Annotated in this window: 20 protein-coding genes and 1 pseudogene; 9 read left to right on the top strand and 12 right to left on the bottom strand. The window is 71.0% G+C overall.

Annotation, left to right across the window (positions count from 1 at the left end):
- Positions 1-79 precede the first annotated feature (79 nt).
- The gene (locus tag OG625_RS34520; RefSeq protein WP_329391212.1) at positions 80-1,903 is read left to right on the top strand and encodes a serine hydrolase; all 1,824 of its coding nucleotides are present in this window, start codon (positions 80-82) and stop codon (positions 1,901-1,903) included.
- A 733-nt stretch (positions 1,904-2,636) separates the two neighbouring features.
- Positions 2,637-2,963, top strand: coding sequence for a hypothetical protein (locus OG625_RS34515; RefSeq protein ID WP_329388838.1), 327 nt, complete (start codon positions 2,637-2,639; stop codon positions 2,961-2,963).
- Here the strand turns inward: OG625_RS34515 and OG625_RS34510 are convergent.
- Positions 2,927-3,559: a TetR/AcrR family transcriptional regulator gene (locus OG625_RS34510; RefSeq protein ID WP_329388836.1), complete on the bottom strand. Its 633-nt coding sequence runs from the start codon at positions 3,557-3,559 to the stop codon at positions 2,927-2,929. The two genes, OG625_RS34515 and OG625_RS34510, sit on opposite strands and share 37 nt — an antisense overlap.
- Positions 3,560-3,638: 79 nt before the next feature.
- Here OG625_RS34510 and OG625_RS34505 point away from each other — a divergent pair, with 79 nt between their 5' ends.
- Both OG625_RS34505 and OG625_RS34500 read left to right on the top strand, forming a co-directional pair.
- Positions 3,639-4,832, top strand: coding sequence for an FAD-dependent monooxygenase (locus tag OG625_RS34505; protein WP_329388834.1), 1,194 nt, complete (start codon positions 3,639-3,641; stop codon positions 4,830-4,832).
- 84 nt (positions 4,833-4,916) lie between these two features.
- Positions 4,917-5,366 (top strand): nitroreductase family deazaflavin-dependent oxidoreductase, encoded by a 450-nt coding sequence (locus tag OG625_RS34500; protein ID WP_329388832.1) that lies wholly within the window; start codon positions 4,917-4,919, stop codon positions 5,364-5,366.
- Positions 5,367-5,411: 45 nt separating this feature from the next.
- Here OG625_RS34500 and OG625_RS34495 read toward each other — a convergent pair whose 3' ends face one another.
- The 5 genes from OG625_RS34495 to OG625_RS34475 all read right to left on the bottom strand — a co-directional run bounded on the left by OG625_RS34495 (position 5,412) and on the right by OG625_RS34475 (position 11,906).
- Positions 5,412-6,974, bottom strand: a complete 1,563-nt coding sequence (locus OG625_RS34495; RefSeq protein ID WP_329388830.1) for a phytoene desaturase family protein — start codon at positions 6,972-6,974, stop codon at positions 5,412-5,414.
- Positions 6,971-9,061 carry a serine/threonine-protein kinase gene (locus tag OG625_RS34490; RefSeq protein ID WP_329388828.1) on the bottom strand — a complete coding sequence of 697 codons (2,091 nt, stop codon included), beginning with the start codon at positions 9,059-9,061 and terminating at the stop codon, positions 6,971-6,973. The genes OG625_RS34495 and OG625_RS34490 overlap by 4 nt, the downstream gene beginning before the upstream one ends.
- Positions 9,043-9,990: an oxygenase MpaB family protein gene (locus tag OG625_RS34485; RefSeq protein ID WP_329388826.1), complete on the bottom strand. Its 948-nt coding sequence runs from the start codon at positions 9,988-9,990 to the stop codon at positions 9,043-9,045. The genes OG625_RS34490 and OG625_RS34485 overlap by 19 nt, the downstream gene beginning before the upstream one ends.
- Before the next feature lie 71 nt (positions 9,991-10,061).
- A complete protein-coding gene (locus OG625_RS34480) occupies positions 10,062-10,778 on the bottom strand; it encodes a class I SAM-dependent methyltransferase (RefSeq protein ID WP_329388824.1) in 717 nt (238 codons plus the stop codon).
- A 102-nt stretch (positions 10,779-10,880) separates the two neighbouring features.
- Entirely contained in the window at positions 10,881-11,906 is a 1,026-nt protein-coding gene (locus OG625_RS34475) for a phytase (RefSeq protein ID WP_329388822.1), read from the bottom strand.
- Between the two features lie 319 nt (positions 11,907-12,225).
- Between OG625_RS34475 and OG625_RS34470 the strand changes: the two genes are divergently transcribed.
- The gene (locus OG625_RS34470) at positions 12,226-12,804 is read left to right on the top strand and encodes a hypothetical protein (protein WP_329388821.1); all 579 of its coding nucleotides are present in this window, start codon (positions 12,226-12,228) and stop codon (positions 12,802-12,804) included.
- A 7-nt stretch (positions 12,805-12,811) separates the two neighbouring features.
- Here OG625_RS34470 and OG625_RS34465 read toward each other — a convergent pair whose 3' ends face one another.
- A complete protein-coding gene (locus tag OG625_RS34465) occupies positions 12,812-13,291 on the bottom strand; it encodes a hypothetical protein (RefSeq protein ID WP_329388819.1) in 480 nt (159 codons plus the stop codon).
- An 890-nt stretch (positions 13,292-14,181) separates the two neighbouring features.
- Here OG625_RS34465 and OG625_RS34460 point away from each other — a divergent pair.
- Positions 14,182-15,915 (top strand): peptidase inhibitor family I36 protein, encoded by a 1,734-nt coding sequence (locus tag OG625_RS34460; RefSeq protein ID WP_329388817.1) that lies wholly within the window; start codon positions 14,182-14,184, stop codon positions 15,913-15,915.
- A gap of 17 nt (positions 15,916-15,932) precedes the next feature.
- Positions 15,933-17,405 carry a phosphodiester glycosidase family protein gene (locus OG625_RS34455; RefSeq protein ID WP_329388815.1) on the top strand — a complete coding sequence of 491 codons (1,473 nt, stop codon included), beginning with the start codon at positions 15,933-15,935 and terminating at the stop codon, positions 17,403-17,405.
- 86 nt (positions 17,406-17,491) lie between these two features.
- Here OG625_RS34455 and OG625_RS34450 read toward each other — a convergent pair whose 3' ends face one another.
- From OG625_RS34450 to OG625_RS34435, 4 genes and pseudogenes are all read right to left on the bottom strand, one after another.
- A complete protein-coding gene (locus OG625_RS34450; protein ID WP_329388813.1) occupies positions 17,492-17,845 on the bottom strand; it encodes a hypothetical protein in 354 nt (117 codons plus the stop codon).
- Positions 17,846-18,057: 212 nt separating this feature from the next.
- Positions 18,058-18,342: pseudogene (locus OG625_RS34445) on the bottom strand (RNA-guided endonuclease InsQ/TnpB family protein); the annotation flags it as partial.
- A gap of 223 nt (positions 18,343-18,565) precedes the next feature.
- Positions 18,566-19,303, bottom strand: coding sequence for a hypothetical protein (locus OG625_RS34440; RefSeq protein ID WP_329388811.1), 738 nt, complete (start codon positions 19,301-19,303; stop codon positions 18,566-18,568).
- Positions 19,304-20,464: 1,161 nt separating this feature from the next.
- A complete protein-coding gene (locus OG625_RS34435; protein WP_329388809.1) occupies positions 20,465-21,655 on the bottom strand; it encodes an acyl-CoA dehydrogenase family protein in 1,191 nt (396 codons plus the stop codon).
- Between the two features lie 170 nt (positions 21,656-21,825).
- On the opposite strand from OG625_RS34435, the gene OG625_RS34430 reads away from it, so the two are divergent.
- Positions 21,826-22,377, top strand: a complete 552-nt coding sequence (locus OG625_RS34430) for a DinB family protein (RefSeq protein WP_329388807.1) — start codon at positions 21,826-21,828, stop codon at positions 22,375-22,377.
- A 35-nt stretch (positions 22,378-22,412) separates the two neighbouring features.
- Complete coding sequence (locus tag OG625_RS34425) at positions 22,413-23,213, top strand: hypothetical protein (RefSeq protein ID WP_329388805.1); 801 nt, start codon at positions 22,413-22,415, stop codon at positions 23,211-23,213.
- Here OG625_RS34425 and OG625_RS34420 read toward each other — a convergent pair.
- Positions 23,200-23,439, bottom strand: coding sequence for a hypothetical protein (locus OG625_RS34420; RefSeq protein ID WP_329388803.1), 240 nt, complete (start codon positions 23,437-23,439; stop codon positions 23,200-23,202). The genes OG625_RS34425 and OG625_RS34420 overlap by 14 nt on opposite strands.
- Between the last annotated feature and the right edge of the window lie 69 nt (positions 23,440-23,508).

Below are 23,508 nucleotides of genomic sequence, written 5' to 3'. Positions count from 1 at the left end.
CCCGGGAGACGGCGCCGCAGGCTGACTCGGACAGGAGACAGGAGGGCTGGACATGGCAGCAGGCACGGGGGCCGACGGGATGGCCGGCGAGGTGGGCGAGGTGGGCGCAGCCGACGAACACCGTCCGAGCCGCCGCAGGCTGGGCGCACGACTCCTCGCACTCGGCGGCGTACTCATCCTCCACGCCGCCCTCCCCGCCTCCGGAGCCGGCGCCGCGGGGAACCCGGCGGAGCGGCGCGCACTCCAAGGCCTGCGGCTGCGCTACGGCTCCGCACGCCAGGCCGGACTCGTGGAGCGGCACCTCGACGGTGTGGCGGAGGAGGCGCGGCGCTTCCTCGGCCCCTCCCCCGAACACCCCTACTACGCCGGGGCCGTGGTCCTCGCGGGCCGGGGCCGCACGATCGCCCTGCACCGCGCGATGGGCGATGCCGTGCGATACGCGGACTACGACGGGCGGACCGACCGGGTCCGCGAGTTCCCGGCGGCCGAGCGGATCGCGATGGCCGAGGACACCGTGTTCGACCTGGCCTCGCTGACGAAGCTGTTCACGTCGATCCTGGCCGTGCAGCAGATGGAGCGGGGGCGTCTGGAGCTGGAGGCTCCGGTGCGGCGGTACCTGCCCGAGTTCACGGGTGGCGGCAAGGAGACGATCACGGTCCGCCAGCTGCTCACGCACACCTCGGGGTTGCGCTCCTGGGCGCCCTTCTACCAGCAGTCCACCCGTGAGGGTCAGTTGAGCCTCCTCTGGTCGGTCCGCCCGCAGGAGTCCCCCGGCACCGTCTACCGGTACTCCGACCTGAACCTGATCACTCTCCAGCTGCTCTTGGAACGGATCACCGGCCGCACTTTGGATGTCCTGCTCCACGACGAGATCACCGCTCCACTCGGGATGCACCGCACTCGTTACAACCCACCGCTCTCCTGGCGCCGGATCACCGCCGCCACCGAGGTGCAGCGGCCGCCCTGGTCCGGCCTGGACCGCGGACTGGTCTGGGGCGAGGTCCACGACGAGAACGCGCACGCCCTCGGCGGGGTCGCGGGCCACGCCGGGGTCTTCGGCACCGCCTGGGACATGGCCGTCCTCTCCCGGACCCTCCTCGACGGCGGGGTCTACGCGGGCAAGCGCATCCTGCGCCCCGCCTCCGTCGAGCTGCTCTTCACCGACTACAACACCGCCTTCCCCGGCGACGACCACGGCCTCGGCTTCGAGCTCTACCAGCATTGGTACATGGGCGCGATGGCCACCCCGCACTCCGCCGGCCACACGGGCTTCACCGGCACCTCCCTCGTCCTCGACCCCTCCACCGACTCCTTCCTGATCCTCCTGGGCAACTCGGTACACCCCGTGCGCACCTGGCGGGCCGGCAGCGCCCCGCGGGTCGCCGTCGGCAACCGCTTCGCCCGCGCCGTCCCGGTCCGTACGAAGCACGGCGGCGCGGCCTGGTTCTCCGGCGTCCGGCCGGGCGCCTCGGGCACCCTGACCCTGCCGCCGCTCACCCCGGCCACGGCCTCCGCCCGACTGCGGTGCGCCGTGTGGTGGGACACCGTGCCGGGCGAGGGCGCGCTCCACCTGGAGGTCTCACCCGACGGAGAACGCTGGGAGCCCCTCCCCTTCACCACCCTCCGCTCCACGGGCGGCGCCCCCGAGGCATGGCCCCTCGGCTCCGCGGCAGGCTGGTCGGGCCGCATCTGGCACCGCCTCGAAGCCCCCCTGACGGCGACCTGGGCCGGCCGCGAGGTCCGGCTGCGCTTCCGCCACTCCGCGACCGGCCGCTACGTCGGGCGCGGCATCTACGTGGACGTCATCCGCGTCGCGGAACCGGCCCGCCTCCTCTTCGCGGAGGACCGCCCCTCCGACGCCGCCCGTCTCGACGCCGTCGGCTGGACCCGGTCCGGTGACTAGTACGCCGGAGTACGCCGAGGTGGGCGTCCGCACACCGACCGGTGAGTCCGAGTCATCATCCGATGACATACGCTGCCGAACGGGCGCCGCGATCCACCCAGTGAGCCGAGAGGTCGATGGCACGGGAACCGATGACGCACGGACAAGACACCGGTCTGCCGGGGGCCTGTGACGCCTGGAACTCGACGCTGTCGTCCGAGGAGTTCGCCGCCGTCAAGGCCGTCGGATTCGATCCGGTCGGGCAGGTGTTCGGCACCGCCGTCTTCAACCGGTCCGCTTGGAGCCGCCCGAGCACATGGGCGGGCACCTGCGGCGCGGAGTGGTCCTCCTCGATGCGGGTGTCGTCCTCCTCGCAAAGTCACGCGCAGGCGTTCCGTCGCGGACCGGGTGGCCGGGCGCGAGGGTCCGGTCGCCGAACTGGACGTCACGCTCGGGGAGCAGCGGCTCTCGCTGCGGATGGATCGGGGCCGGGTGGCCGGGGAGATCTGCCACGAGGTGCGGGGCATCGTGCTCTCGCGGCGCCCAGTGGGCCTGGGGACGAGTGGATCGACGCCCTGGCCCGGTCCCTGGCCCGGTCCCTGGCCCGGTCCCTGGCCTCCACTGCGGCCTCGAACGCCCGCGCTCGCGAGGCCGTCGAGCGCTTCCTGACCTGACCGCTGGCGACCGCCCCCCTGCCCGGACCGGCAAGACCGCGATCCGGGCCGGAACAACGACTCCGGAGTTGAATCAGCCGATGGACATGTCCGACCGAGAGATCCGCATCCCCCTCGCCGAGGCCGTCGCCGTCCTGCAGGACCTGAACGAGTTCGTGGTGTCCCTCGACCGACTCAGATCCCGCGTGGGATCCGGAACCGCCGACGAGTCCACCGTCGGCACGTTCGTCTTCGACTGGGATGTCCTGGGGCGACTGGCCCGCGCCAGGCAGGTCTTCGGCGTCGCGCTGGACGAGCAGCTCACCGAGGAAGAGAACCTCGAGATCGACGAGTTGTGCGAGCAGGGCCGCTTCTACACGGACAACGTCGGCTACCCCTCCCCTGACCGGTCCGACCAGTCCGGCTGAGACGCCGAGCGCGTCGTCACGAGTACCGCGTCGATCATGCGGCGGGCCACTGCGGTCAGTTCGGCCAGGTCGGGCGCCGGGCGGGAGCGGGCGAGGGCGCCGGCCAGGCGGTCGTACAGGAGTCCGTCCGTCCATGCCGCCAGCAGTTCGGCGGCCTCTTCGGGATGGTCGGCCCCGAGCGCGGCGAGGATGGCCGCCGCCCGGGAGCGGGCCCCCTGGCCGGCCCGGTGGAGGTCGGCCTCCAGTTCGGGGTTGCGGGCGGCCTCCAGGCTCAGTTCGAAACGGGCCAGTTGGCGTGCGCGCCCCACCGTCAGCCACCGCAGCAGCAGTCCGGCCAGCGCCCGTGCGGTCGCGTCCCGGTCCGACAGCGCGGCGACGGGCGGGCCGTCGGCGTCGAGGTCGTCGAGGTCCAGCTCCGCGAGCCGCTGGTAGCAGGCTCCGATCAGGGCCGTCCTCGTACGGAAGTAGTACGAGGTGCTGCCCGCCGGCAGCTGCGCCGCTCCGTCGACCGCCCGGTGGGTGAGTCCCCGGAGTCCGGCCGCGGCCACGAGGCCGATCGCGGTGTCGGCGATCAGTGTTCTGCGATCCGTGGACATGCCCTCACTCTACAGCTGTAGAGTGAGGGCGCGAGCCTCTACGGATGTAGAGCTCGAGGGAAGAAGGGGAGGGCGCGACATGTCGGCACCTCGACGTCATGCGGTCGTGGCCGGGGCGGGAATCGGAGGGCTCACCGCGGCCGTCGCCCTGCACCGGCGCGGCTGGCGGGTCACCGTGTGCGAGCGGGCGCCCGGGCCCACCGCCGTCGGGGCCGGGATCGTCCTGGCGCCCAACGCCCTGCGCGCCTTCGACGCCATCGGTTTCGACGCCACCCGCGCCGGGGGCCGCACGGTCCCGGCCGCGATGGGGCTGCGACGACCGGACGGCGCCTGGCTGAACCGCGCCGACACGGTCGCGCTCACCGCGCGCTACGGCCGCCCGCCCCTCGCCGTGCACCGCTCTGCCCTCGCCGACGCCCTGGCCGCCGAACTCCCCGACGGCACGATCCGGTACGCCAGCACCGTCACCACCGTGGACGACGCGGTCGGCGCGGCCGGCCGCCCGGTGGTCCGTACCGCCGCGGGCGACCTCGAAGCCGACCTCGTCCTCGCCGCCGACGGCATCCACAGCCCGCTCCGCCGCCGGTACTTCCCGGACCACCCCGGCCTGCGCTACAGCGGGGAGACCGCCTGGCGCACGGTCCTGCCCGCCTCCGGGCACGGCGCCGGAGCCGACACGGCCGAAACCTGGGGCCGCGGGCAGCGCTTCGGCACCGTCCCGCTCGCCGACGGCCGGACCTACGTCTACGCCACCGCCGTCGCCCCCGAGGGGCACCGCCCGGCGGACGTACGGGCCGAGCTCCTGCGCCGCTACGGCGACTGGCACGACCCGATCCCCGCCCTGCTGGAGCGGATCGACCCGACGGCCGTGCTCCAGCACGACCTGTACGACCTGGCCGCCCCGCTCCCCCGCTTCCATCACGGCCGCCTCGCCTGGCTCGGCGACGCCGCCCACGCCATGACCCCCAACCTCGGCCAGGGCGGCTGCCAGGCCGTGGAGGACGCCGTGGTGCTCGCCCACCTGCTGGACCCGGGCACCGCACACGACGCACAGGACGTTCCGGCCGCCCTCGCCGCCTACAGCGCGGCCCGCTGCGCCCGCACCGACGCCATCCGCGTCCGGGCCCGCCGCATGGGCCGGGTCGCCGCCCTCTCCCATCCCCTCGCGGTCACCGTCCGCGACCTCGCCCTCCGCGCCGCGCCGGCCTTCGCGACGTACCGGGCGATGGACGAGATCATCGACGGCTTCAAGCTCCCCGCACGGAGGGAATGACGGAGGGAATAAACACGTGTCCGCGGGCGATGGCATTCGTTGTTGAGGTTCGTTGACCGTTCAACACGAAGGCAGAAGACTCCTATGACGACCGACATCGACTGGGACAACCCGACCGACCCGAAGGCCGGCAGCTGGCAGCTCGACCACGTCGAGCAGTACGTGCGCTCCCAGGGGGCCGAGGGGCAGTTCTGGAACGGTACGCAGACCCTGCTGCTCACCACGGTGGGCCGGGTCTCCGGCAATCCGGTCCGGACTCCCCTCATCTACGGTGAGGAAGACGGCCGTTACCTCCTCGTCGCCTCCAACGGCGGTGACCCGGCGCACCCGCTCTGGTACCGCAACCTGGCGGAAAACCCCGAGGTCCGCGTCCAGGTCGGCCCCGAGATCGTCCAGGGCACCGCCCGCACCGCCTCGGCCGAGGAACGCGCCGCGTACTGGCCTCTGATGCTGCGCCACTGGCCCTCGTACGACGAATACCAGGCCGAGACGGACCGCGAGATCCCCATCGTCGTCATCGAGCCCGCCGAGTAGCCGCACCGCGGGCGGCCGGTCGGGCCTACGGCCGCCGGCCGAGGCTCAGTGCCCCAGGACCGCCATCGCCGCGTTGTGGCCCGGGACCCCGCTGACGCCGCCGCCGCGGACCGCCCCCGCACCGCACAGCAGGACGTTGCGGTGGGCGGTCTCCACTCCCCACCGGCCGCCGCCCTCGCCCGCGTACGGCCAGGACAGGTCCCGGTGGAAGATGTGGCCGCCCGGCAGGCGCAGTTCGCGTTCGAGGTCGAGCGGGGTCTTCGCCTCGATGCAGGGGCGCCCGTCGTCGTCGAAGGCGAGGCAGTCGGTGAGCGGTTCGGCCAGGTGGGCGTCGAGCTGGGCGAGGGTGGCGGCGAGCAGGACCTCGCGGGCCTGCCGGTTGTCGTGTCCGAACAGCCGGGCCGGGGTGTGCAGCCCGAAGAGGGTGAGCGTCTGGTAGCCCTGTTCCACCAGCTCCGGTCCGAGGATCGTCGGATCGGTCAGCGAATGGCAGTAGATCTCCGAGGGCGGTACGGACGGCAGTTCGCCGGACGCCGCCTCCGCGTAGGCGCGGGCCAGCTCCGTGTACCCCTCGGCGATGTGGAAGGTGCCGCCGAAGGCCTCGCGCGGGTCCACGGCGGTGTCCCGCAGCCGGGGCAGCCGCCGCAGCAGCATGTTGACCTTGAGCTGGGCGCCCTCCGGAGCCGGCTGCTCCGGTGTCTCGCCGAGGAGTTCGGCCAGCGCCCGCGGCGAGGCGTTGACCAGCACCGTGCGGCCCACGACCCGTCCCTCCCCCGTCGCCGTGCGGAAGACCACCTCCGCCGGCGCGGTGCCGTCCGTGTCGATCCGCAGCACCTCGTGCCCGGTGGCGATCTCCGCCCCGGCCGCGCGGGCGGCGGCTGCGAGGGCGTCCGTCAGGGCGCCCATGCCGCCCACGGGCACGTCCCAGTCGCCGGTGCCGCCGCCGATGACGTGGTAGAGGAAGCAGCGGTTCTGCGCGAGCGAGGGGTCGTGCGCGTCGGCGAAGGTGCCGATGAGTCCGTCCGTGAGGACGACCCCGCGCACCAGGTCGTCGTCGAAGTGTGCTTCCACCGCCCGGCCCAGCGGCTCCTCGAAGAGCATCCGCCAGGCGGCCTCGTCGTCGATGCGGGCGCGCAGCTCCTCGCGGGTGGGCAGCGGCTCGGTGAGCGTCGGGAACACCTTGCGGGCCACCTGCCCGGTGGTGCCGTAGAACGCGCGCCAGTTCTCGTACTCCCGATCCGAGCCGGTGAGCCGTGCGAAGGACTCCCGGGTGCGCTTTTCGTCGCCGCCGACGAGGAGTCCGCCGGGCCGGCCGCCGCGTTCGGCGGGCGTGTACGAGGAGACGGTGCGGCGGCGGACGGCGAACCGCAGGTCCAGGTCGCGCACGATCTTCGACGGGAGCAGGGAGACCAGGTAGGAGTAGCGCGAGAGGCGGGCGTCGACACCGGCGAAGGGGCGGCTGGAGATGGCCGCGCCGCCCGTGTTCCCGAGCCGTTCCAGTACGAGGACGGAGCGGCCCGCCCTGGCCAGGTACGCGGCGGCCACCAGGCCGTTGTGTCCGCCGCCCACGATCACGTCGTCGTATACGTCCCGCCCGAAGGTCGTCATGGCTCTTGGTAGCACACCTGGCCGAGCCGCTCCAGGCAGTACGCCTCGTCGGCGTGGGCCAGCGCCGTGTCGGGGTGCTCGTCGCCCAGGGACCGTTCGCGGATGCCGGAGAGCTCGCGGTAGATGGGCAGCGCCTCCTCCCAGCGGCCCAGCCGGCCGAGGCCGACGGCGAGTTCGCGGCGGCTGACGAGGGTGTCGGGGTGTTCGGCGCCGAGCACCTCGGCCCGTACCGCCCCCACCTGCGCGGCTTCGGCCACCGCTTCCTCCCAGCGCTCCAGCCGGCCCAGGTTGACGCCGAGGACGTGCCGGGCGCGCAGGGTCTCGGGGTCGGCGGCGCCGTAGGCGCGGGTGCGGTCGCGGACCAGGGCCCGGAACAGTTCGAGGGCCAGGGCGCTGTTCCCGGTACGGCCGAGCGCGATGCCGACCTCGTAGCGGGCAGCCAGGGTGTCGGGGTGGTCGCGGCCGAGGATCCGCTCCCGTACGGCGGCGACCTCGCGGAAGCCGGCCAGGGCCTCCTGCCAGCGGTCCAGCCGGCCGAGGGCGTACGCCACCTCGTAGCGGGTCAGCAGCGTGTCGGCGTGCTCGGCGCCCAGGACGGCCGCCCGGGCGGCGGCGACCTCGACGGCGGTGGCGTGGGCGTCCACGAACCGGCCCAGCGCCCCCAGGGCGCAGGCCAGGTTGTGGCGGCAGCGCAGGGTGTCGGGGTGGCGCGGTCCCGTGGTCCGCTCGCGGGCGACGAGCACCGCGCGGTAGATGTCGTGGGCTTCCTGGTGGCGCCCGAGCCGGCCCAGTTCGTACGCCGCCTCCTGGCGCGCGGCGAGGGTGTCGGGGTGGTCCGCGCCGAGCGCCCGGGTGCGGCCCTCGGCCACGGCCGTGTAGACGGCGAGGGCCTCCTCCGGGTGGCCCGAGCGGCTGAGGGCGAAGGCGCGGGTGTGGCCGGCGGTGAGCGCGTCGGGGTCGGTCTCGCGCGGGCCGGGGACGCGCGGGACGCCGTACGCCACGGTGAGCCGCGGGTCCTCGGCGGGCTCGGGGCGGCGCAGCGCGGGGCGCGTGCCGGTGTGCGGGGCGTCGGGCTGTTCGCCGCCGGCGCGGGGGGCCGTCCAGGCGCCGGTGAGCACAGCCCATTCGCCGCTCGCGGGGCGTGCGTCGATCCCGGCCTTGCGGCCGGCGGTCATCCCCCGGGCCCACACCGGCAGCGGGGCCTGGGCGCCGGGCAGGCCGCCGGGCCCGAGGCGGGCCTCGACGAGGCGGCGGTGCAGGTGGCGGGCGTCGCCCGGCCGGTCCTCGGGGCGCTTGGCGAGGAGGTCGAGGACGGCCTCCTCGAAGTAGGCGGGCAGCTCGGGGCGGTGCTCGCGCAGCGGCACGGGCGCGGTGTCGCGGTGCCCGACCAGCACCGACCAGGAGTCTCCGAGGTCGAAGGGCGGGGCTCCGGTGGCGATCTCGTACAGGACGCAGCCGAGGGAGTAGAGGTCGCTGCGGTGGTCGACCTCGCCGCCGGCGATCTGCTCCGGCGACATGTAGTGGGGGGTGCCCATGGCCATGCCGCCGCCGGTGAGCTTGGCGGTGAAGCCGATGTCGTGGGCGAGGCGGGCGATGCCGAAGTCGCAGATCTTCACGGTGCCGTCGGTGAGCCTCATGATGTTGGCGGGCTTCAGGTCGCGGTGGACGACGCCCTGGTCATGGGTGTAGCCGAGGGCGGCGGCCATCTGCTCCGCGATGTCGACGACCACGTCCACGGGGAGCGGGCGGGTCTCGTTCTCCTCCAGGAGCTGGCTGAGGTTGCGGCCTTCGAGGAGCTCCATCACCAGGTAGAGGCAGCCGCCCGCGGCACTGTCGTCGCCGAAGTCGTGGACGACGGTGACCCCCCGGTGCTGGAGGGACGCGGCGACGCGTGCCTCGCGCCGGAAGCGTTCGCGCAGCACCTGGGTGAAGTGGGCGTCCTGTTCGGCCCCGATCGGCTTGAGGCACTTCACGGCGACCTGACGGCCCAGCGATTCGTCCCGGGCGCGCCATACCTCGCCCATGCCGCCCCGCCCGATCAGGTCGAGCGACCGGTACCGGCCCTGAATCAGTCTGGACTCCGCCATGTCTTGAAGCCGCCCCCGTCGTCGTGCCATGCCCTCCCCGGCCCGTCCAGTATGGCCGCTGCCGTGCGCAGCCTGTGCGTCGAGGGGCGACTCCCGGGGCCCATGCGACGCATCGCTTTCAAGATGTGACCTGGCGGCAGCTTCCAGCGTAGACCTGCGGGAATGCTGCGCAGGGCGCGCCCGGTGAGGCGCAGGCGCCGGGTGACCGCGCGCGGGGGCGGTGTGGGCCGCCCGTACAGCTGGTGTGCCCAGCCGGGGAGGGAACCGTACGCGAGGTGGGCGAGCGGGCGCCACAGCAGGTTTCGGCCAGGTATGAGGAGGGGGTGGACCGGCGGGCCGTGGAGGAACGCGTACACGGCGTCGGCGTCGGGCCCGGCGGCGAGCTCGGGACGGATCCGCTCGAAGTACGCGGCGAGGCCCGCGATGTCGGCGGGAACCTCGGCCGGATCGAGACCGACGAGGCGGGCGTTCACCCGGTTCTCGTCGACGTAGCGGTCGGCCTGGGCGGGGGTGAGGGGGATGCCGGAGCGGCGCATGACGTGCAGGAAGCTGTCGATCTGCGCGCAGTGGACCCAGAGCAGCAGCTCGGGCTCGTCCACGGGGAACCGTTCGCCGGTGGCCGGGTCGGTGGCGGACAGTGTGCGGTGGATCGCGCGGACGCGGGCCCCGGCGCGCTCGGCGGCCTCGGTGGTGCCGTAGGTGAGGGTGCCGACGAAGTCGGCGGTGCGCAGGAGCCGCCCCCAGGCGTCCCGCTCGAAGTCGGAGTTCTCCATGACCCCGCGGACGGCACGCGGGTGGAGGGCCTGGAGGTAGAGGGCGCGGATGCCGGCGATCCACATGATCGGGTCGCCGTGGCACTGCCAGGTGACGGACGACGGGCCGTACAGCCCGGGGTCGGCACGCGTGGGTTCGGTCGTCGTGTCGCCCATCCCCGTACCTCCCTGTCACAGGCGCCCGGCGGATCCAGCCTAGCCGAGGCGGGCTTCGGACAGCCCGATCTTCACTCGGTCGGGGCGTTCCGGGGCGTTGACCGGAGCCCGGGCCGGGGCCGGGGCGCGGGGAGCGTCTGCGTGACGCGCCACAGGCGCCGGGGCAGCTCCCCTTCCTCGAAGGCGTGGACCTCGTCGAGGCGCCAGCCCTCGGCGAGGGCGTCGACCAGGTGCCGGGGGAAGAAGTGGACGGCGAAGCCCCCGTGTTCGTGGATGTCGTCGCCGTGCGCGATGCCGGTGGCGTAGTGGGCGTCGCCCGTGTGCCGCACGGTGTAGACGAAGGTGCCGCCGGGCCTCAGCACCCGGTGGACCTCGTCCACCAGGGCGTGGATCTCCCGGGTCGACAACGCCATGCAGAGCAGCATGTGGGCGAAGACGGCGTCCACCGAGCCGTCGGGGAGGGCGAGGGGTTCGCGTACGTCCTGGATGCCGGTGGTCACCCGCTCGGCGAGGCCCTGCTCCCGGGCGGCCCGGCGCAGCTGCTCCAGGCCGGTGGCGCTGAAGTCGGTGGCCCGGACGGTGAAGCCGCGGCGCGCGAAGTACAGGGCGTCGCGGCCGTGACCGGCGCCGAGTTCGAGCACGTCCGTCGCGCCGGCCGCCTCGAAGGCGGCCGCCGCGTGGAGCGCGGGGGCGGAGGGCCGCTCGCCGTACATGCCGGGGTGGTCGGCGTAGGTGGCCTGCCAGTGCGCGTGCTGCGCGGCGGCGAGTTCCTCTTCCCCGTCGGTCACGGCTGCTCGACCTCCCGCTCGTCCCTGTGGTGGATCAGAGTAGGTCAGGCCGCGCCTCCGGCCCCGGAGGGCGTCGGCGGAACGGCCGACGCCCCGGGACGGTCAGCCGAAGAGGGCGGTGATGCGCTGGAGCGGGACGAGCTTGAAGTTCTGGTACCCGCTGGTGCCGGGGGTTCCGTTGGAGCCGTCCTGGCAGATGAAGACGCCCTGCGGGAAGGCCGGGCCGAGGTTGGCGGCGGTCGCGTCGATGCCGTCGGTGTCCTCGCAGTCGTCGGCCGCGGTTCCGTTCGCGACGGAGAAGCGGCCGAGGTAGGCGCGGGTGGTGCGGTCGTAGACCGTGAAGTCGTCGCTGCCCTGGGAGGAAACGTAGATCCGGTTGCCGGCGGCGGTGATGCCCTCGGTGTCGGCGGTGATGTGGCCGCCGGAGCCGGTGGAGTCGAGCTTGGTGCGGCTGGTGCCGGCGGTGGGCTCGGCGCCGTAGATCCAGACGCCGACGTCCTCCTCGCCGAGGTAGAGCTTGCCGGTGGTCTCGTCGGCGTAGCAGCCCTCGACCGCGGAGCCCGCGTCCCACAGGCGTACGGAGGTCGCGGACACCGCGTCGCCGTTGACGGCGAGCTCCCACTGCTCGACGCGGCCGGACGTGGAGTTGGGGAAGGCGTACAGCTTGCCCGAGGACGGTGAGGTGTAGAGGCAGATGCCGTGCGCGGTGACCTCGGTGGGGACGTCCTTCAGCCACTTGAGCTGCCGGGTCACGGGGTCGATGCGGTAGATGTGCATGGCGCCGTTGCCGCCGGCGGCCTCGTCGTCCGCCGAGACCACGATGTTGCCGCGCAGGTCGACGTTGTTGCCGTAGTCGCCGCTGATCCGCTGGATCCGGGCGCCGGTCATGTCGTAGACCTCCAGCGCGCCCTTCTTGTCCGTACCGACGACCACCGACTTGGCGGGATCTGTGGGGTGGACCCAGATCGCGGGGTCGTCGGCGGCGTCACCACTGTGCGAGACCGGGGCGGTCTCCACGGTGGCTGTGACGGATACGGCCGCCGCGTGGGCCGGTGCAGCCGGCAGGGCCAGGACGGCCAGGACGGCGGCGGGCAGCGCGGCAGCGCGGACAGAGACGGTGAAGGACACCTGGTTCCCCTCGATCGGGTGCGGGACAGGGAGGAGGCTAGGGAGGCCCGGCGAGCGCGGCGTGAACGGCAGTTGAACCGGGTGCCGCCATTGCGGTCGCCGTCGCAGCCGTTGCCGTTGCACCCGGGTTTGCCGTTGCACTCGGGCTGCCGTCGCATCCGGGATGCCGTCGCACTCGGGCTGCCGTCGCATCCGGGATGCCGTGCGACCGCGGGGCGGAGGGGCCATCCGGGCGGGGACGCCCGACCCGCACGGCATGGCGCCCGGGGCGCCGGCGCCCGGCGGGTGATGCTGACTGCTCCCTCCTGCAGGAGAGACCTTGAGCGATCGCAGCCCCCGAGTGACCCCGAGGCCGCCGTCCGCGGCAGCAGGCGATGACGTTCCCGCTCCCGGGGTCGTCGGCATCGGGCTCGCCGCGGTGCTGACCTTCGCGCTCGCCCAGGGCTCGTGGCAGTGGTTCGCCACGTTCATCGGGGTGACGCTCCTCGTGGTGATGCTCGCCTTCCAGCGGCGCGCACGGTGGACGCCGGACATCCGCTCGCCGTACGTGCGCGGCCTGGCCGCGTACGCGCTGATCGTCGGCCTGTGCGCGGCGATCGCGCTCGCCCCGCTGCTGCAGCGCCAGGCCTGGCTGTTCCCGATGCCGGGCACCCGGAGCGACTGCGAGCTGGTGGGCAGGTACCAGGCCCTCGATGCGGAGGCAGCACTGGGGAACCTGGCCGGCCGTGACGGCGCGGCCCTGGCGTTCGTACAGGAGGACCAGTCCCGCAAGGCCGTTGCCGAGTGCCTGGCGGCCACGACCACCCTGTGGCTGCCGCTGTACGGGGTGGGGGCGGCGCTGCTGGTGGGGACGGCCGTCTGGTTCCGCGACCGCGCCCGGAGCCAGGGCCAGGAATGAACAGGCCCTACGTCCCGGCGTCGGCCTGCTCGCGGCTGTTGCCGGAGTCCAGAGCTGCAACGGTGAAGCAGACGACGGCTCCGAGGCCCAGGAGGAACGAGACCGGGTTGACGCGTCCGGGGACGGAGGTGCTGTAGTCGCCGACGTCGTCGGTCTCGCACACGAACCTCAGGGGCACGTACTCCACCCGGTAGCCGGAGATCGCTTCCGCCCGGTGCTCCCAGCCCGGGGTTCGGCAGGGCGGGATGGGGATCGAGTTCGTCCCACCGTCCTCGGCCGACAGGACCGCACCGGTGACGTGCAGCAGGCCCCAGGCGTACACGCCCACGGCAATCGCCGCCTGGGCGAAGCCGGCGGTCCGCAGCCAAGCCTCGCTGTCGGCACGCCGCGGCCCGCCGGCCCGGGCCGGCACACGAACGGCCCGACCCGCGAAGACGAACGGAAGGATCAGGCCGGCCGGGACGAGAAGCCACAAGAAGTACGCCACCACCCGACTCCAGCAGCCCGGCGAGAGCGAGCGCTGTGCCGGAGCCCACAGTTCCTGCATCAACTTCGTAACTGCGCAGCAGGGCCGCGTAGGTGAGAACCGGTTCCGGCCGGGGTTGGGTCGCGTTCCAGTACCCTGGACCGTTCGCCGACGGACGGAGGCCACGGCTCTCACGCCACAGGGCCTGGTCAGCCTGGTCACACGCCCCTAGGTCGTCACTTTCGGATCTTGCCGGTCAAGCCCGCGTCGTCCGGTGCCGTGCCTCGCAAGGCGGAGGCGCGCCCGAGTACTGGACGTACTCGGGTGCCCCGACAACGCGGCGAGGTGCGGTGCCGGGCGGCGCGGGTCTGGGGGCACCTCCCAGCGGTAGCTGGGGGAGCAAGATCCGGAAGAGACGGCTGTGGCCAAGATTGCTACTTGGCACCAAGCAACGTTCGTGACCTGCGCTGATGCCAAGTAGCATCAGCGGCTGGAGGGCTACCTCTTGCTCACACGCCAGGGTCCAGTCGTTGTGGACGTGTGACCTGCTGGTCGTATTCGCCCCATCACCTGAAGTTCGCGGCGACGGCCGAGGTCGCGCTATCGGCCGGCTGGCGCTTCATGGTCGTGACGGGCTGGCGCACACACGTATGGGGCGCGGTGGACGCGATGTCCGCGGAGCGGCGCCCCCTGGAGGAGGTACTCGGAGTTCAGGGCCAGCTGCGACGCGCTGCCGCTCAAGGCCCTGTGCCGTACGGCGACCTTGTCGAGAGCTGTTCCATGCCCGCTGTGGCGAGAGCGCATGCTTTGCACCTGCTGTGGCGGCGAGATCTCGGGGTGGATCTGTCCGGCCCTTACGGGGACGATCGTCTGATCCGGCTGGCGCCGCGGAAGTCCTTCGGGGGTATGCGGTGACGACCGCGATGGCGACGACGTGGGATCTGTCGCCCGGTGTGGAACTGATTATTGACGGTAAGCAATGGCGGGTCGAATCGTGCCTGCCGCACCTGGGCAGGGTAACGCTGATCGACGACGAGGGTGCGCAGTGGAAGGTGACACTCCGTGAGCTGATCCACCGTCCGAACTGCCGTCCATCCACCCGGACTCGCGCGGATCTACCCGCCGCCAGCAGGGGACGCCAGCCCAAGACGATGGAGGACCTCCAACCGGAGCAGCGCAGGAATGTCATGCACAGGATGGACCACATCCGTGAGGTGGAGACGGGATTTCGCAGCGGGGATCCGTTGGCCGCCCTGCCCCACGAACCGCGTCCGCAGTATGACCCCGAGACAACCACGCTCACTCAGCGCCGCCATGCCAAGGCGGAGGAGCTACGCGGGGCTGCCGCCGAGGACCCCGACGGTGCGAAGGAGTGCGCTCTGCATCAAGTGAGCTTTCGCACGCTGGTGCGCTGGGACCAGAGCCGGCGCAAGTGCGGGCCGGTCGGTCTCGCGGACGACCGGTGGCTGCGGGAGGCGTCGGGGCACCGGATCTCGCCGGAGATCCGGGAGGCGCTGTTCGCGGTCCGCCCCGAAACTCTGCGCCGGTCGAAGCTGACGTCGAAGGACCACGAGTTCCTCATCCATCAGTACGTGCGGGAAACGTTCGGCGACGACGTCAAGATCCCCAGCTACGACACCCTCAAGACGGTGTGGCGGGAGTGGTTCGGCTCCAGCGGCGCGCGGCAGCGGTACGCGCGTTCGGCGGCCAAGGCGCAGCAGTTGACAGGCAACCACGACATGAAGGCCCGTCAGGCCCTCAACACTGCGATTTTCTTACCGATTTCGCCTCAAAAACCTTTCCTTCGAGCACGCGCATCCTCCCCCAGTTTCACCACCCCCGGACATAGGCCTTACGCTCGCGCCACAGCCATGAATCGAGCTGCTGAAACACTCCCGTGGGGGGACTTCTTCGTGAAACGCTTTTTGGCATGGGCCGTCGCGGGCATCTCGCTCGTGGCGCTCTTCCTCATCTCACCGATCGTCAAGTCGGCCGACGCCGTGGAGGCGTCGCGGCCGCCTTGCGCAACGGACAGTTTCTGCATCTACGCCAGCGCCGGCGCCACGGCGCCCTTGCAGTCCTACAGCTCGGGCGCCCTACCGGAGCAGAGCTATTCCACGTGGAATGAAAAGGTCAACGCGGTGGTCAACAACACCGCATACTGGGCCTGCGTCTACGAGAACTTCGGCTACGGCGGCACCATCCAGGCCGTCCAGCCCGGCAACTGGGCCGATCTGACCAAACTCGGGTCCGACTTGGATGGCAAGGTCAGCTCGCACAAGCTGGCCAAGTCCAAGGCCGGCTGCTTCACCGGCTACGAGCGCTGCCCCGACGGGAACCTCTGCATCTTCAGCGATGTCGGGGGCCGCGGCGAAATGGAGAAGTCGCCGGACAACAAGGCGAGTTACGAAACCCTGGACAACCGAGTGGTCTCGGTCGCCAACTACACCAACAGGCACGCCTGCTTCTACACGGCATGGAACTACTCGGGAACGTTGCAAGTCGGAAACAAGACCTACAGCAAGTACGTGGTGCTCAGGTCGGACAGCACGGTGATCCCCGATCCATTCAATAAGTACTTGAGCTCCCACATGCTGGTCTTCGACACAGATGACTGCGCACCCAACCTGCTCCCCGCCAACTGAATACCGAGGAGTCCTTCGTGAAGCACGCAGTCAAACGAGGCGCCTTGGCACTCGCCCTAGCCACCTCGGCACTGGCCACTCCCTTCTCCGCTCCGGGTGTGTCCGCCAACGAGACGCTCCCGGCCACTACGGTCCTGAACCTCGCCAACCTCCAGGTCGTCAAGACCGACACAGCCGTGCCCGGCATCACCCGCACCGAGTACTCAGGCGCCCCCTACAAGGGACCGTGGAAGGTCAACGTGGTCGTCATCGACCCGGACCTGGCCCCGGTCAACCTCAAGGGCACCTTCGGCACGGGGCTCGGCATGGGGCTCGGCACGTCCCAGACCACCACCTCGATGCTGGACGGCCTGACCACAACGAACGTCCGGAAACCCCTGGTCGGCATCAACGGCGGCTTCTTCGACGGAAACATGAAGAACCCCGCCGAGGACACATGGGACGGAGACCTGAACGGCGTCGTCATCCAAGGCGGCAAACTGCTCAGCGAAGCGGTCAGGGGGAAGGGCGGAAAGCCGGTCAGCACCTCGCTCGTGCTCCAGCACGGCCGGGCCTACATCACCGAGCTGAGCACGACCCTGAAGATCAAGCCGAAGGGCTCGACGAACCCTACCGAGGAACGGCAACTCGACGGCATCAACCGGGTACCCGGCCGCGCCTCTCACTGCGAGCAGCCGGACCCGGCCGACACGGGCGTCCCGCCCGAGACGCAGGATCGCGACACGGGGGTCTGCGAAGACCCCTCCGAGATCATCTCCTTCACCAAGGAGTACGGCACGAAAACGCCGACCACCGCCTTCATCGTGACCCCCAACGACCCGGATGTCGTGACACCGCCGGACGCGAAGCGGATCAGCAGCGACGAGGGCTTCGAAGTCGTGCTCGACTCCGCAAACAACGTCACCGCGTGCTTCGACTCGAAGCTGCCGGTGACCGGGAGCGGCTGCACCGAGGTAGCCAACCGGGGCGGGAACCAGGTGTCGAACGGAGGTCGCATCCTCCAGGGCATCGGGGAAGGCGCCGACTGGCTGCGCGCCCGCACACGGAGGGGCAGCGGGTTCGACTTCCCTGAGGAGGTGGTGGACACCCGGTTCAACACCCGTCTCTCTCTCGACTCCTCGATGTACGTCACCGCGGGTGGGGACCTGCTCGTGAGGAACGGCCACATCGAATACACGGATCCGGCGGGGAGCATCGACAACCGCCCGCGCACGGCCGTCGGCACGGACCACTTGGGCCGCACCGTACTGGTGACCGTCGACGGCATTGACGATCCGAACAATGTGGTCAGCATCGGCGCCACCCGGGGCGAGCTGGCCACCCTTATGCATGACCTCAACGTCCTCGACGCCGTCAACATGGACGGCGGCGGCTCGACCACCCTGGTGTGGGAGCAGAAGCTCGTCAACATCCCCACCGACGGTAATGCCCGCGAACGCGCCGTCGGCGACACGGTGTACGCCGGCCCGGGCGGCTATCCGATGGCATAGCCCGGGACCTGCCGCCGCCCCGTGGCCCGGGGCGGCGGCGGCTCAGGCCACCGCCGTCGGGACGTGGGTGCCCGTCGCGCCTGCCGTCAGGGCCCGGTGGGCGGAGGCCAGGCGGCGGACGGCCTCGGCGAGGCGGCGGCCGGGAGCGTGTACGGGAGGCGGACGTGGCGTTCGAAGGCGCCGCCGATCCCGAACTGCGGACCTGCCGCGATCGTCACCCCGTGGTCCGGTGCGATCGCCGCCAGCCGGGAGCCGATCGGCTCCGGGAAGCGCGCCCAGAGCGTCACCCCGCCCGCCGCCCGAGGTGCCTGCACCTCGGGCAGGTGCTCGGCCAGTGCTCCCAGCAAGGCGTCCTGCTGCTCCCGCAGTTGGTGCAGCGACTCGGGCCGCTTGGTCCGGCCGGCGTTCAGGAGGGCGGCGGTGGCCAGCTGTTCCACCACCGGGGTACCGAGGTCCGTCGCGGGGCGGGTCCGCGCGACCCGTTCCAGCAGCGCGAACTCGGCACTGATCCAGCCGATGCGCAGGCCGCCCCAGGGGGCTCATCGGTACCGTCGGGCAGGCCGGCTGGGTGGCTACGGCGCACGCGATCGGCGGTCTCCGCGTACGCAATCTGGCTGTGACTCCTCCCCCTCCCGAAGGAGGGGGCTTCTCGCTATGCCGGTCGGGCTTCGCGACGGACCAGCCCGGCCCGTAAGACGTTGATTGCACCCACCGTATCCGCGTGCGCCTGATGGCCGCATGACTGGCAGTGGAACTTGTCTCGCGTGGGCCGGTTCTCCTTGGCGACATGCCCGCAGAGGGGGCATGTCCGGGAGGTGTTGCGAGGGTCCACGGCGATCACTTCCCTGCCGGCGCTTTCAGCCTTGCTGTTGAGGATCGTAAGGAACATCCCCCAACCGGCGTCCATGATCGAGCGGTTGAGCCCGGCCTTCGCGGCGTTCAGCGCCTTCGACCCCGTCAGCACTGTCAGCAGAACGTCTCCTGGCCCAGTCACGCACGAGTACGTCGGGCTGCTGACCACCGGCGACGGGCACCCCAAGAGGCGCAGCGAACTGGCTTCCGCGTTCGCCACCAGCGTCGAGAACATCGCACGAGCCGGCTGGGCCCACAAATGGCTCCGCATTCTCCAGATGCTCAAGCACGACCCTGTCTTCGCGGAATCACCCATCCACGAATACGCACGCCGCCTGCGCAACAACGAAGCCCACATGGCCCCCCGGCCAGACCATCTGGACCCCATTGAACCAATCGCGATCTTCAAGCAGCTCAGCTCCGGCCACGCCCTGGTGCTGCTCACCATCACCCGGTTGACCGATCTTGTGACCCAGCAGACGCTCGTCCTCCTCGACGAGCGAGACGACGACACACCCACTCAGGCGCACCTGCTCGTCATCTTCGGCGCCGCTGCGGACCTCAACTATCCCTGCGGTCACATCCTCGGCGATGGCATGCAGAAGATGGGATTTCCCCACACCGTTGCGGCCGATCAAGGCGTGCAGGTTTGTCGGGGGAAGGCTTTCTGGCTCTGCGTGGAAGTCGAACCGGTGGGGCGGCAGCAGGCCCTCGGCAGGCGGCGTGTAGGAGCATGCGAAGGGAAGGGACCTCTTGCCGCCACGCGCGGTGCGGACCATGCGTCTGTAGTCATTGTCGGTGACCGATCGTCGCAGGGACTGCTCGTAGACACGGTGATCGGACACACTGAAGGACAGGACGCGTCCGTTGGCGACATCATTCAAGGCATTGAGGATCGTCTCTGCTGTGCCTTCTGGGAGGAGGTGCAGAGCTTCGTAGTAGTCGGCCTCTTGAGCAAGGCTGAAGAAGCCCTTGGGTAGCGAGGTGAAGGTCGAGGGCATCCGATCGGATGTCCGGGAGAAGGTGTCGTCGGTCGCCATGTCCACGTGGGCAATCCGTACGTGGATTAGCCGGCCGTTCTCCTGCCTCACTTCCAGGATGAACGTCGCCTTGAAGCCGAAAATCGTCCCAGTTGTCCTTGACCAGGAACGCACCTGAGAGGTGGGTTGGCGGTGTCTCCCCAACCTCCAGAACTGTGAACTGCACTGCCCACCCCGAATCGCTACCGAGCCCGTTGTACCGCTCATTGTCTTGCAACGGGGATTCCGGCGACAGCGGCAGGAGGATCGCGCTCGTAGGCCGCAGCCATCGCGACTCGGTGAGCCGCCGCGTCGTCTCTTCCCGAAGGCCTGGATTCCACAGGTGTACGACCCTGGTCTGCTGGCGAGGTCGGCCCGTGTTCGAGGAGAGATGCGTGTCCCGTCACCCCTCGCAGGATGAGACCTGGTTCGACTTCGCCCAGTCGCGGGAGCGGTGCGAACGGCTGCCTTCGGACCAGAGATCGTGTCCCGAGAACGATCGGATCTCTCCGTGTGGACCTGGTAGAACCAGGTCCACACGGCACTGGGCCGCGCCATTCAGGGGGCATCATGGCGGGACAGGCAGTGGGACCTCCACCGTGCCTCACTGGGCACGGTCGGGCATCAGTCTTTTGGTCTTGACCTGCGCGCCCTACAGCCCTGCAAATCCTCCCGGGCTCGTTGCCTCGACGGCACGCAATCCGCAGCGGTATACAGATGCGTCAAGAGCAAGAACTCAGATAGGGCAACGGACTCCCGTCATCTCCTTGCGTGCGCTGCCTCAACAGGGGTGCTAGTTCCGCGTACCGGCCGCGGCCGACGGCCTGGAGCATCTCGGCGAGAGCGATCTATTCGCCGATCCGACCGACGGGGCGTATCGAGGATGTGCGTGAGCTCGGTGCGGATGGCCCTCACCGTCAGCCCGCTCGACATCGACCAGACCGAGATCCATCGCCGGCTCCGCGTACCTGCCAGGACGACCCTGACAGGTACCGCGTGAACCGGACCAGGGAACCGCGACCAAACCCCACGTACGGGGCGCATGCTCGCACTCAGCGCACGACGCAGTGAGAGTCCGACAGCAGCACAGCGACGGGAAAGTGATGCACCAGCACCTCTGGCGAGAGGTTGATCTTGGTGCCAACTAGAAATCTTAAGTGCCAACTATAAATCCTCGTCACAAACGGCCTAGCGGCGTACGCGGGGCATGCCCAGGCCGATCCAGGAGATGATCTCGCGCTGGATCTCGTTGTTGCCGCCGCCGAAGGTGAAGATCACGGCGCTGCGGTAGCCGCGTTCGAGTTCGCCGTGCAGGACCGCGCCCGCCGAGCCGTCCTTGAGGGAGCCGGCCGCGCCGACGACCTCCATCAGCCAGGCGTACGCGTCCCTGCGCGCCTCGGAGCCGTACACCTTGACGGCGGAGGCGTCCTGGGGGGTGAGGGTGCCCTCCTGGACGGCGTTGACCATCTGCCAGTTGAGGAGTTTCATCGCGTCGAGCCGGGCGTGGGTGCGGGCGAGGCGGCCGCGGACCCAGGAGAGGTCGATGACGCGGCGGCCGTCGGCGAGCTTGGTCTCGGCGGCCCAGCGCTGGACGTCGTGCAGGGCCCGGATGGCCATCGTGCCGTGGGCGGCGAGGGTGACGCGCTCGTGGTTGAGCTGGTTGGTGATCAGCCGCCAGCCCTTGTTCTCCTCCCCGACCCGGCGGCTCGCGGGGACCCGGATGTCCTCGTAGTAGCTGGCGGTGGTGTCGTGCGAGGCGAGGGTGTTGATGAGGGTGCAGGAGTAGCCGGGGTCCGCGGTCGGCACGAGGAGCATGGTGATGCCCTTGTGCGCGGGGGCTTCCGGGTCCGTGCGGACGGCCAGCCAGACCCAGTCGGCTGTGTCGCCGTTCGTGGTCCAGATCTTCTGGCCGTTGACCACGTAGGTGCCGGTCGCCTCATCCCCCTCGCGGACGGCCTTGCACTTGAGTGCGGCGAGGTCGGTGCCGGCGTCGGGTTCGCTGTAGCCGATGGCGAAGTCGATCTCGCCCGCGAGGATCTTGGGCAGGAAGTACGCCTTCTGCTCGTCGGTGCCGAACTGCATGATGGTCGGCCCGACGGTGTTGAGCGCCATCAGGGGCAGCGGTACGACGGCCTGCGCGGCCTCGTCGAAGAAGATGAACTGGTCCATCGGGGTCATCCCGCGGCCGCCGTACTCCTTGGGCCAGCCGACCCCGAGCCAGCCGTCCGCCCCGAGCCGGCGGATGGTCTCCCGGTAGAACCGCTTCTGGGCGGCCGGGTCCTCGTAGCGGGAGTAGACGTCCTCCGGGACCAGCTCGGCGAAGTAGGCGCGCAGCTCGGTGCGCAACTGCTGCTGCTCAGGCGTGTATTCGAGGTGCACGGCCCCTCCGGGAGTCTCGCGGTCCAGCCGTTCGCGGTGGCGGTGGCGGTGGTGACGGCAGTGGTGATGGCGGCGGTCAGAGTAGAACCTGTTGCAAGAATTCGGAAGGGGCCGGGGAGGCGGAGGGCCCGCGTGCCGCCGACTCGGTGGGGGCGTTCATACTTTCGACCATGACGAGCCCACGGAGCAGAGCGGAATTCTTCGTCGAGCCCGAGTGGGACCACCGCTTCGGCGGCCCCGCGACCGGCGACGAACGGCGCATGCTGGTCGCCTTCCTGGCGGACCACCGCGCGACCCTGGAACTGAAGTGCGCAGGACTGGGCGAGGAGTTGGCGCGGCGGTCCGTGGAACCGTCCACGCTGTCCCTGCTCGGACTCGTGCGGCACCTGGCCGATGTGGAGCGGCGCTGGTTCCGCCTGGTCCTGGCGGGTCAGGACGCCCCTCCCCGCTTCTCCTCGGCCGTCGATCCCGACGGGGACTTCGACGGAGCCGTCGGCGATGCGGCGGCCGTGGCGGCGGCCTGGGAGGCGTGGCGCGCTGAAGTGGCCTTCGCGGAACGGTTCGTCGCCGAGGCGACCGACCTCGACGTCGAGGGCGAGGACGCCTGGCGGGGGAAGGTGTCCCTGCGCTGGGTCCTGGTCCACATGGTCGAGGAGTACGCCCGCCACAACGGTCACGCCGACCTGCTGCGCGAACGGATCGACGGGGCCATCGGCATCTGAGGTACCGCCCCCGCAGCCCGGCGCCCTGACGCACAATGACCGTCTGGGCTGCCGGGCTTCCGGGCAGCGGTGGGCGGGGGATCCGGGGGACGTACGTGGACCACAACGCGCGGCGCCGCGAAGGGCTCGAGGGACGCAAGGGGCGCGGAGGACCCCGCTCCGAGTACGACCTGGCGGTGACCCAGATCCACGAGCCGGGCGCCCTGCCCGTCGACAGCGAGATCCCGGCCCGCCACCAGTACTGGGAGCTGCTGCCCGGGGACGCGCGGGCCCGGCTGCTGGAGAAGGCCGGCCGGACCCTGACCTGGTGGGCCGGACCGGATGGCCACGGACGGCCCGCCGCGCTGGTGGTCGGCGACCGCGGCCTGTGCCGCCTCCGGCAGGAACCGCGTGACGGGGCACCGGAGTTCCGGGGGCAGCGGGTCCGGGTGGAACCGGGCTCGCTGCGCAGCCGGTCCTTCGACGGGGGGCCGTCGCCGGACGGGCGGGCGGCCGCTCCCGGTGTGCCGGGGGCTCCGGTGCTGCGGCTCGACCTGGTTGCCGGGGCACAGGGAGTGATCGGCCATTTCCCCCTCCCCGTACAGGATTTCCTGCAGCGGCCCTTCCTGTCCGGCCGCTCCGGGGGCGGGGGCGGGGGCGGGGACGTCACCGCCGACTGGTACTACGACGAGACCGTCGAGGAGGCCCGGACCACCTGGTTCGTCGCCCTCTGCCTGTCCACCGAGAACACCCTCACGGTCGCCGAGGGCACCCGGACCCTCGCCCGGGGCGCACGCCCCGACCGGGCCGAGTGGCAGGGGATCCAATGCCACCAGGCCCGGCTCACACCGCGTTGATCCCGGTACCCGAAAGTCCCGGCCTGATCAGCACCTTGATGTGTTCCTGCGGACGGCGCAGCGAGGCGAAGGCCGCGTCGAGGCCGCCGAAGCCGGCCTCGCCGGTGACCAGGGCTGCCGGGTCGATGCGCCCGTCCGCGAGCCGGGCCAGCGTCGCGCCGAATTCCTGCGGCGGGTTGACAGCTGTTGATTTGACTATGGGCCATTGCTGGCCGTCGGATGCCACGTTTGGGTGAACGGTGTGGCGTTTCAGGGTGTGTGTTCCTGCTGGGCTGTTCCCTGTGGGGGTGGCTTT

It is taken from the genome of Streptomyces sp. NBC_01351 (assembly GCF_036237315.1).
Taxonomy (GTDB): domain Bacteria; phylum Actinomycetota; class Actinomycetes; order Streptomycetales; family Streptomycetaceae; genus Streptomyces.
Note: the sequence above shows the minus strand (reverse complement) of the source record. Positions and strands in the feature narration are given on the sequence as shown.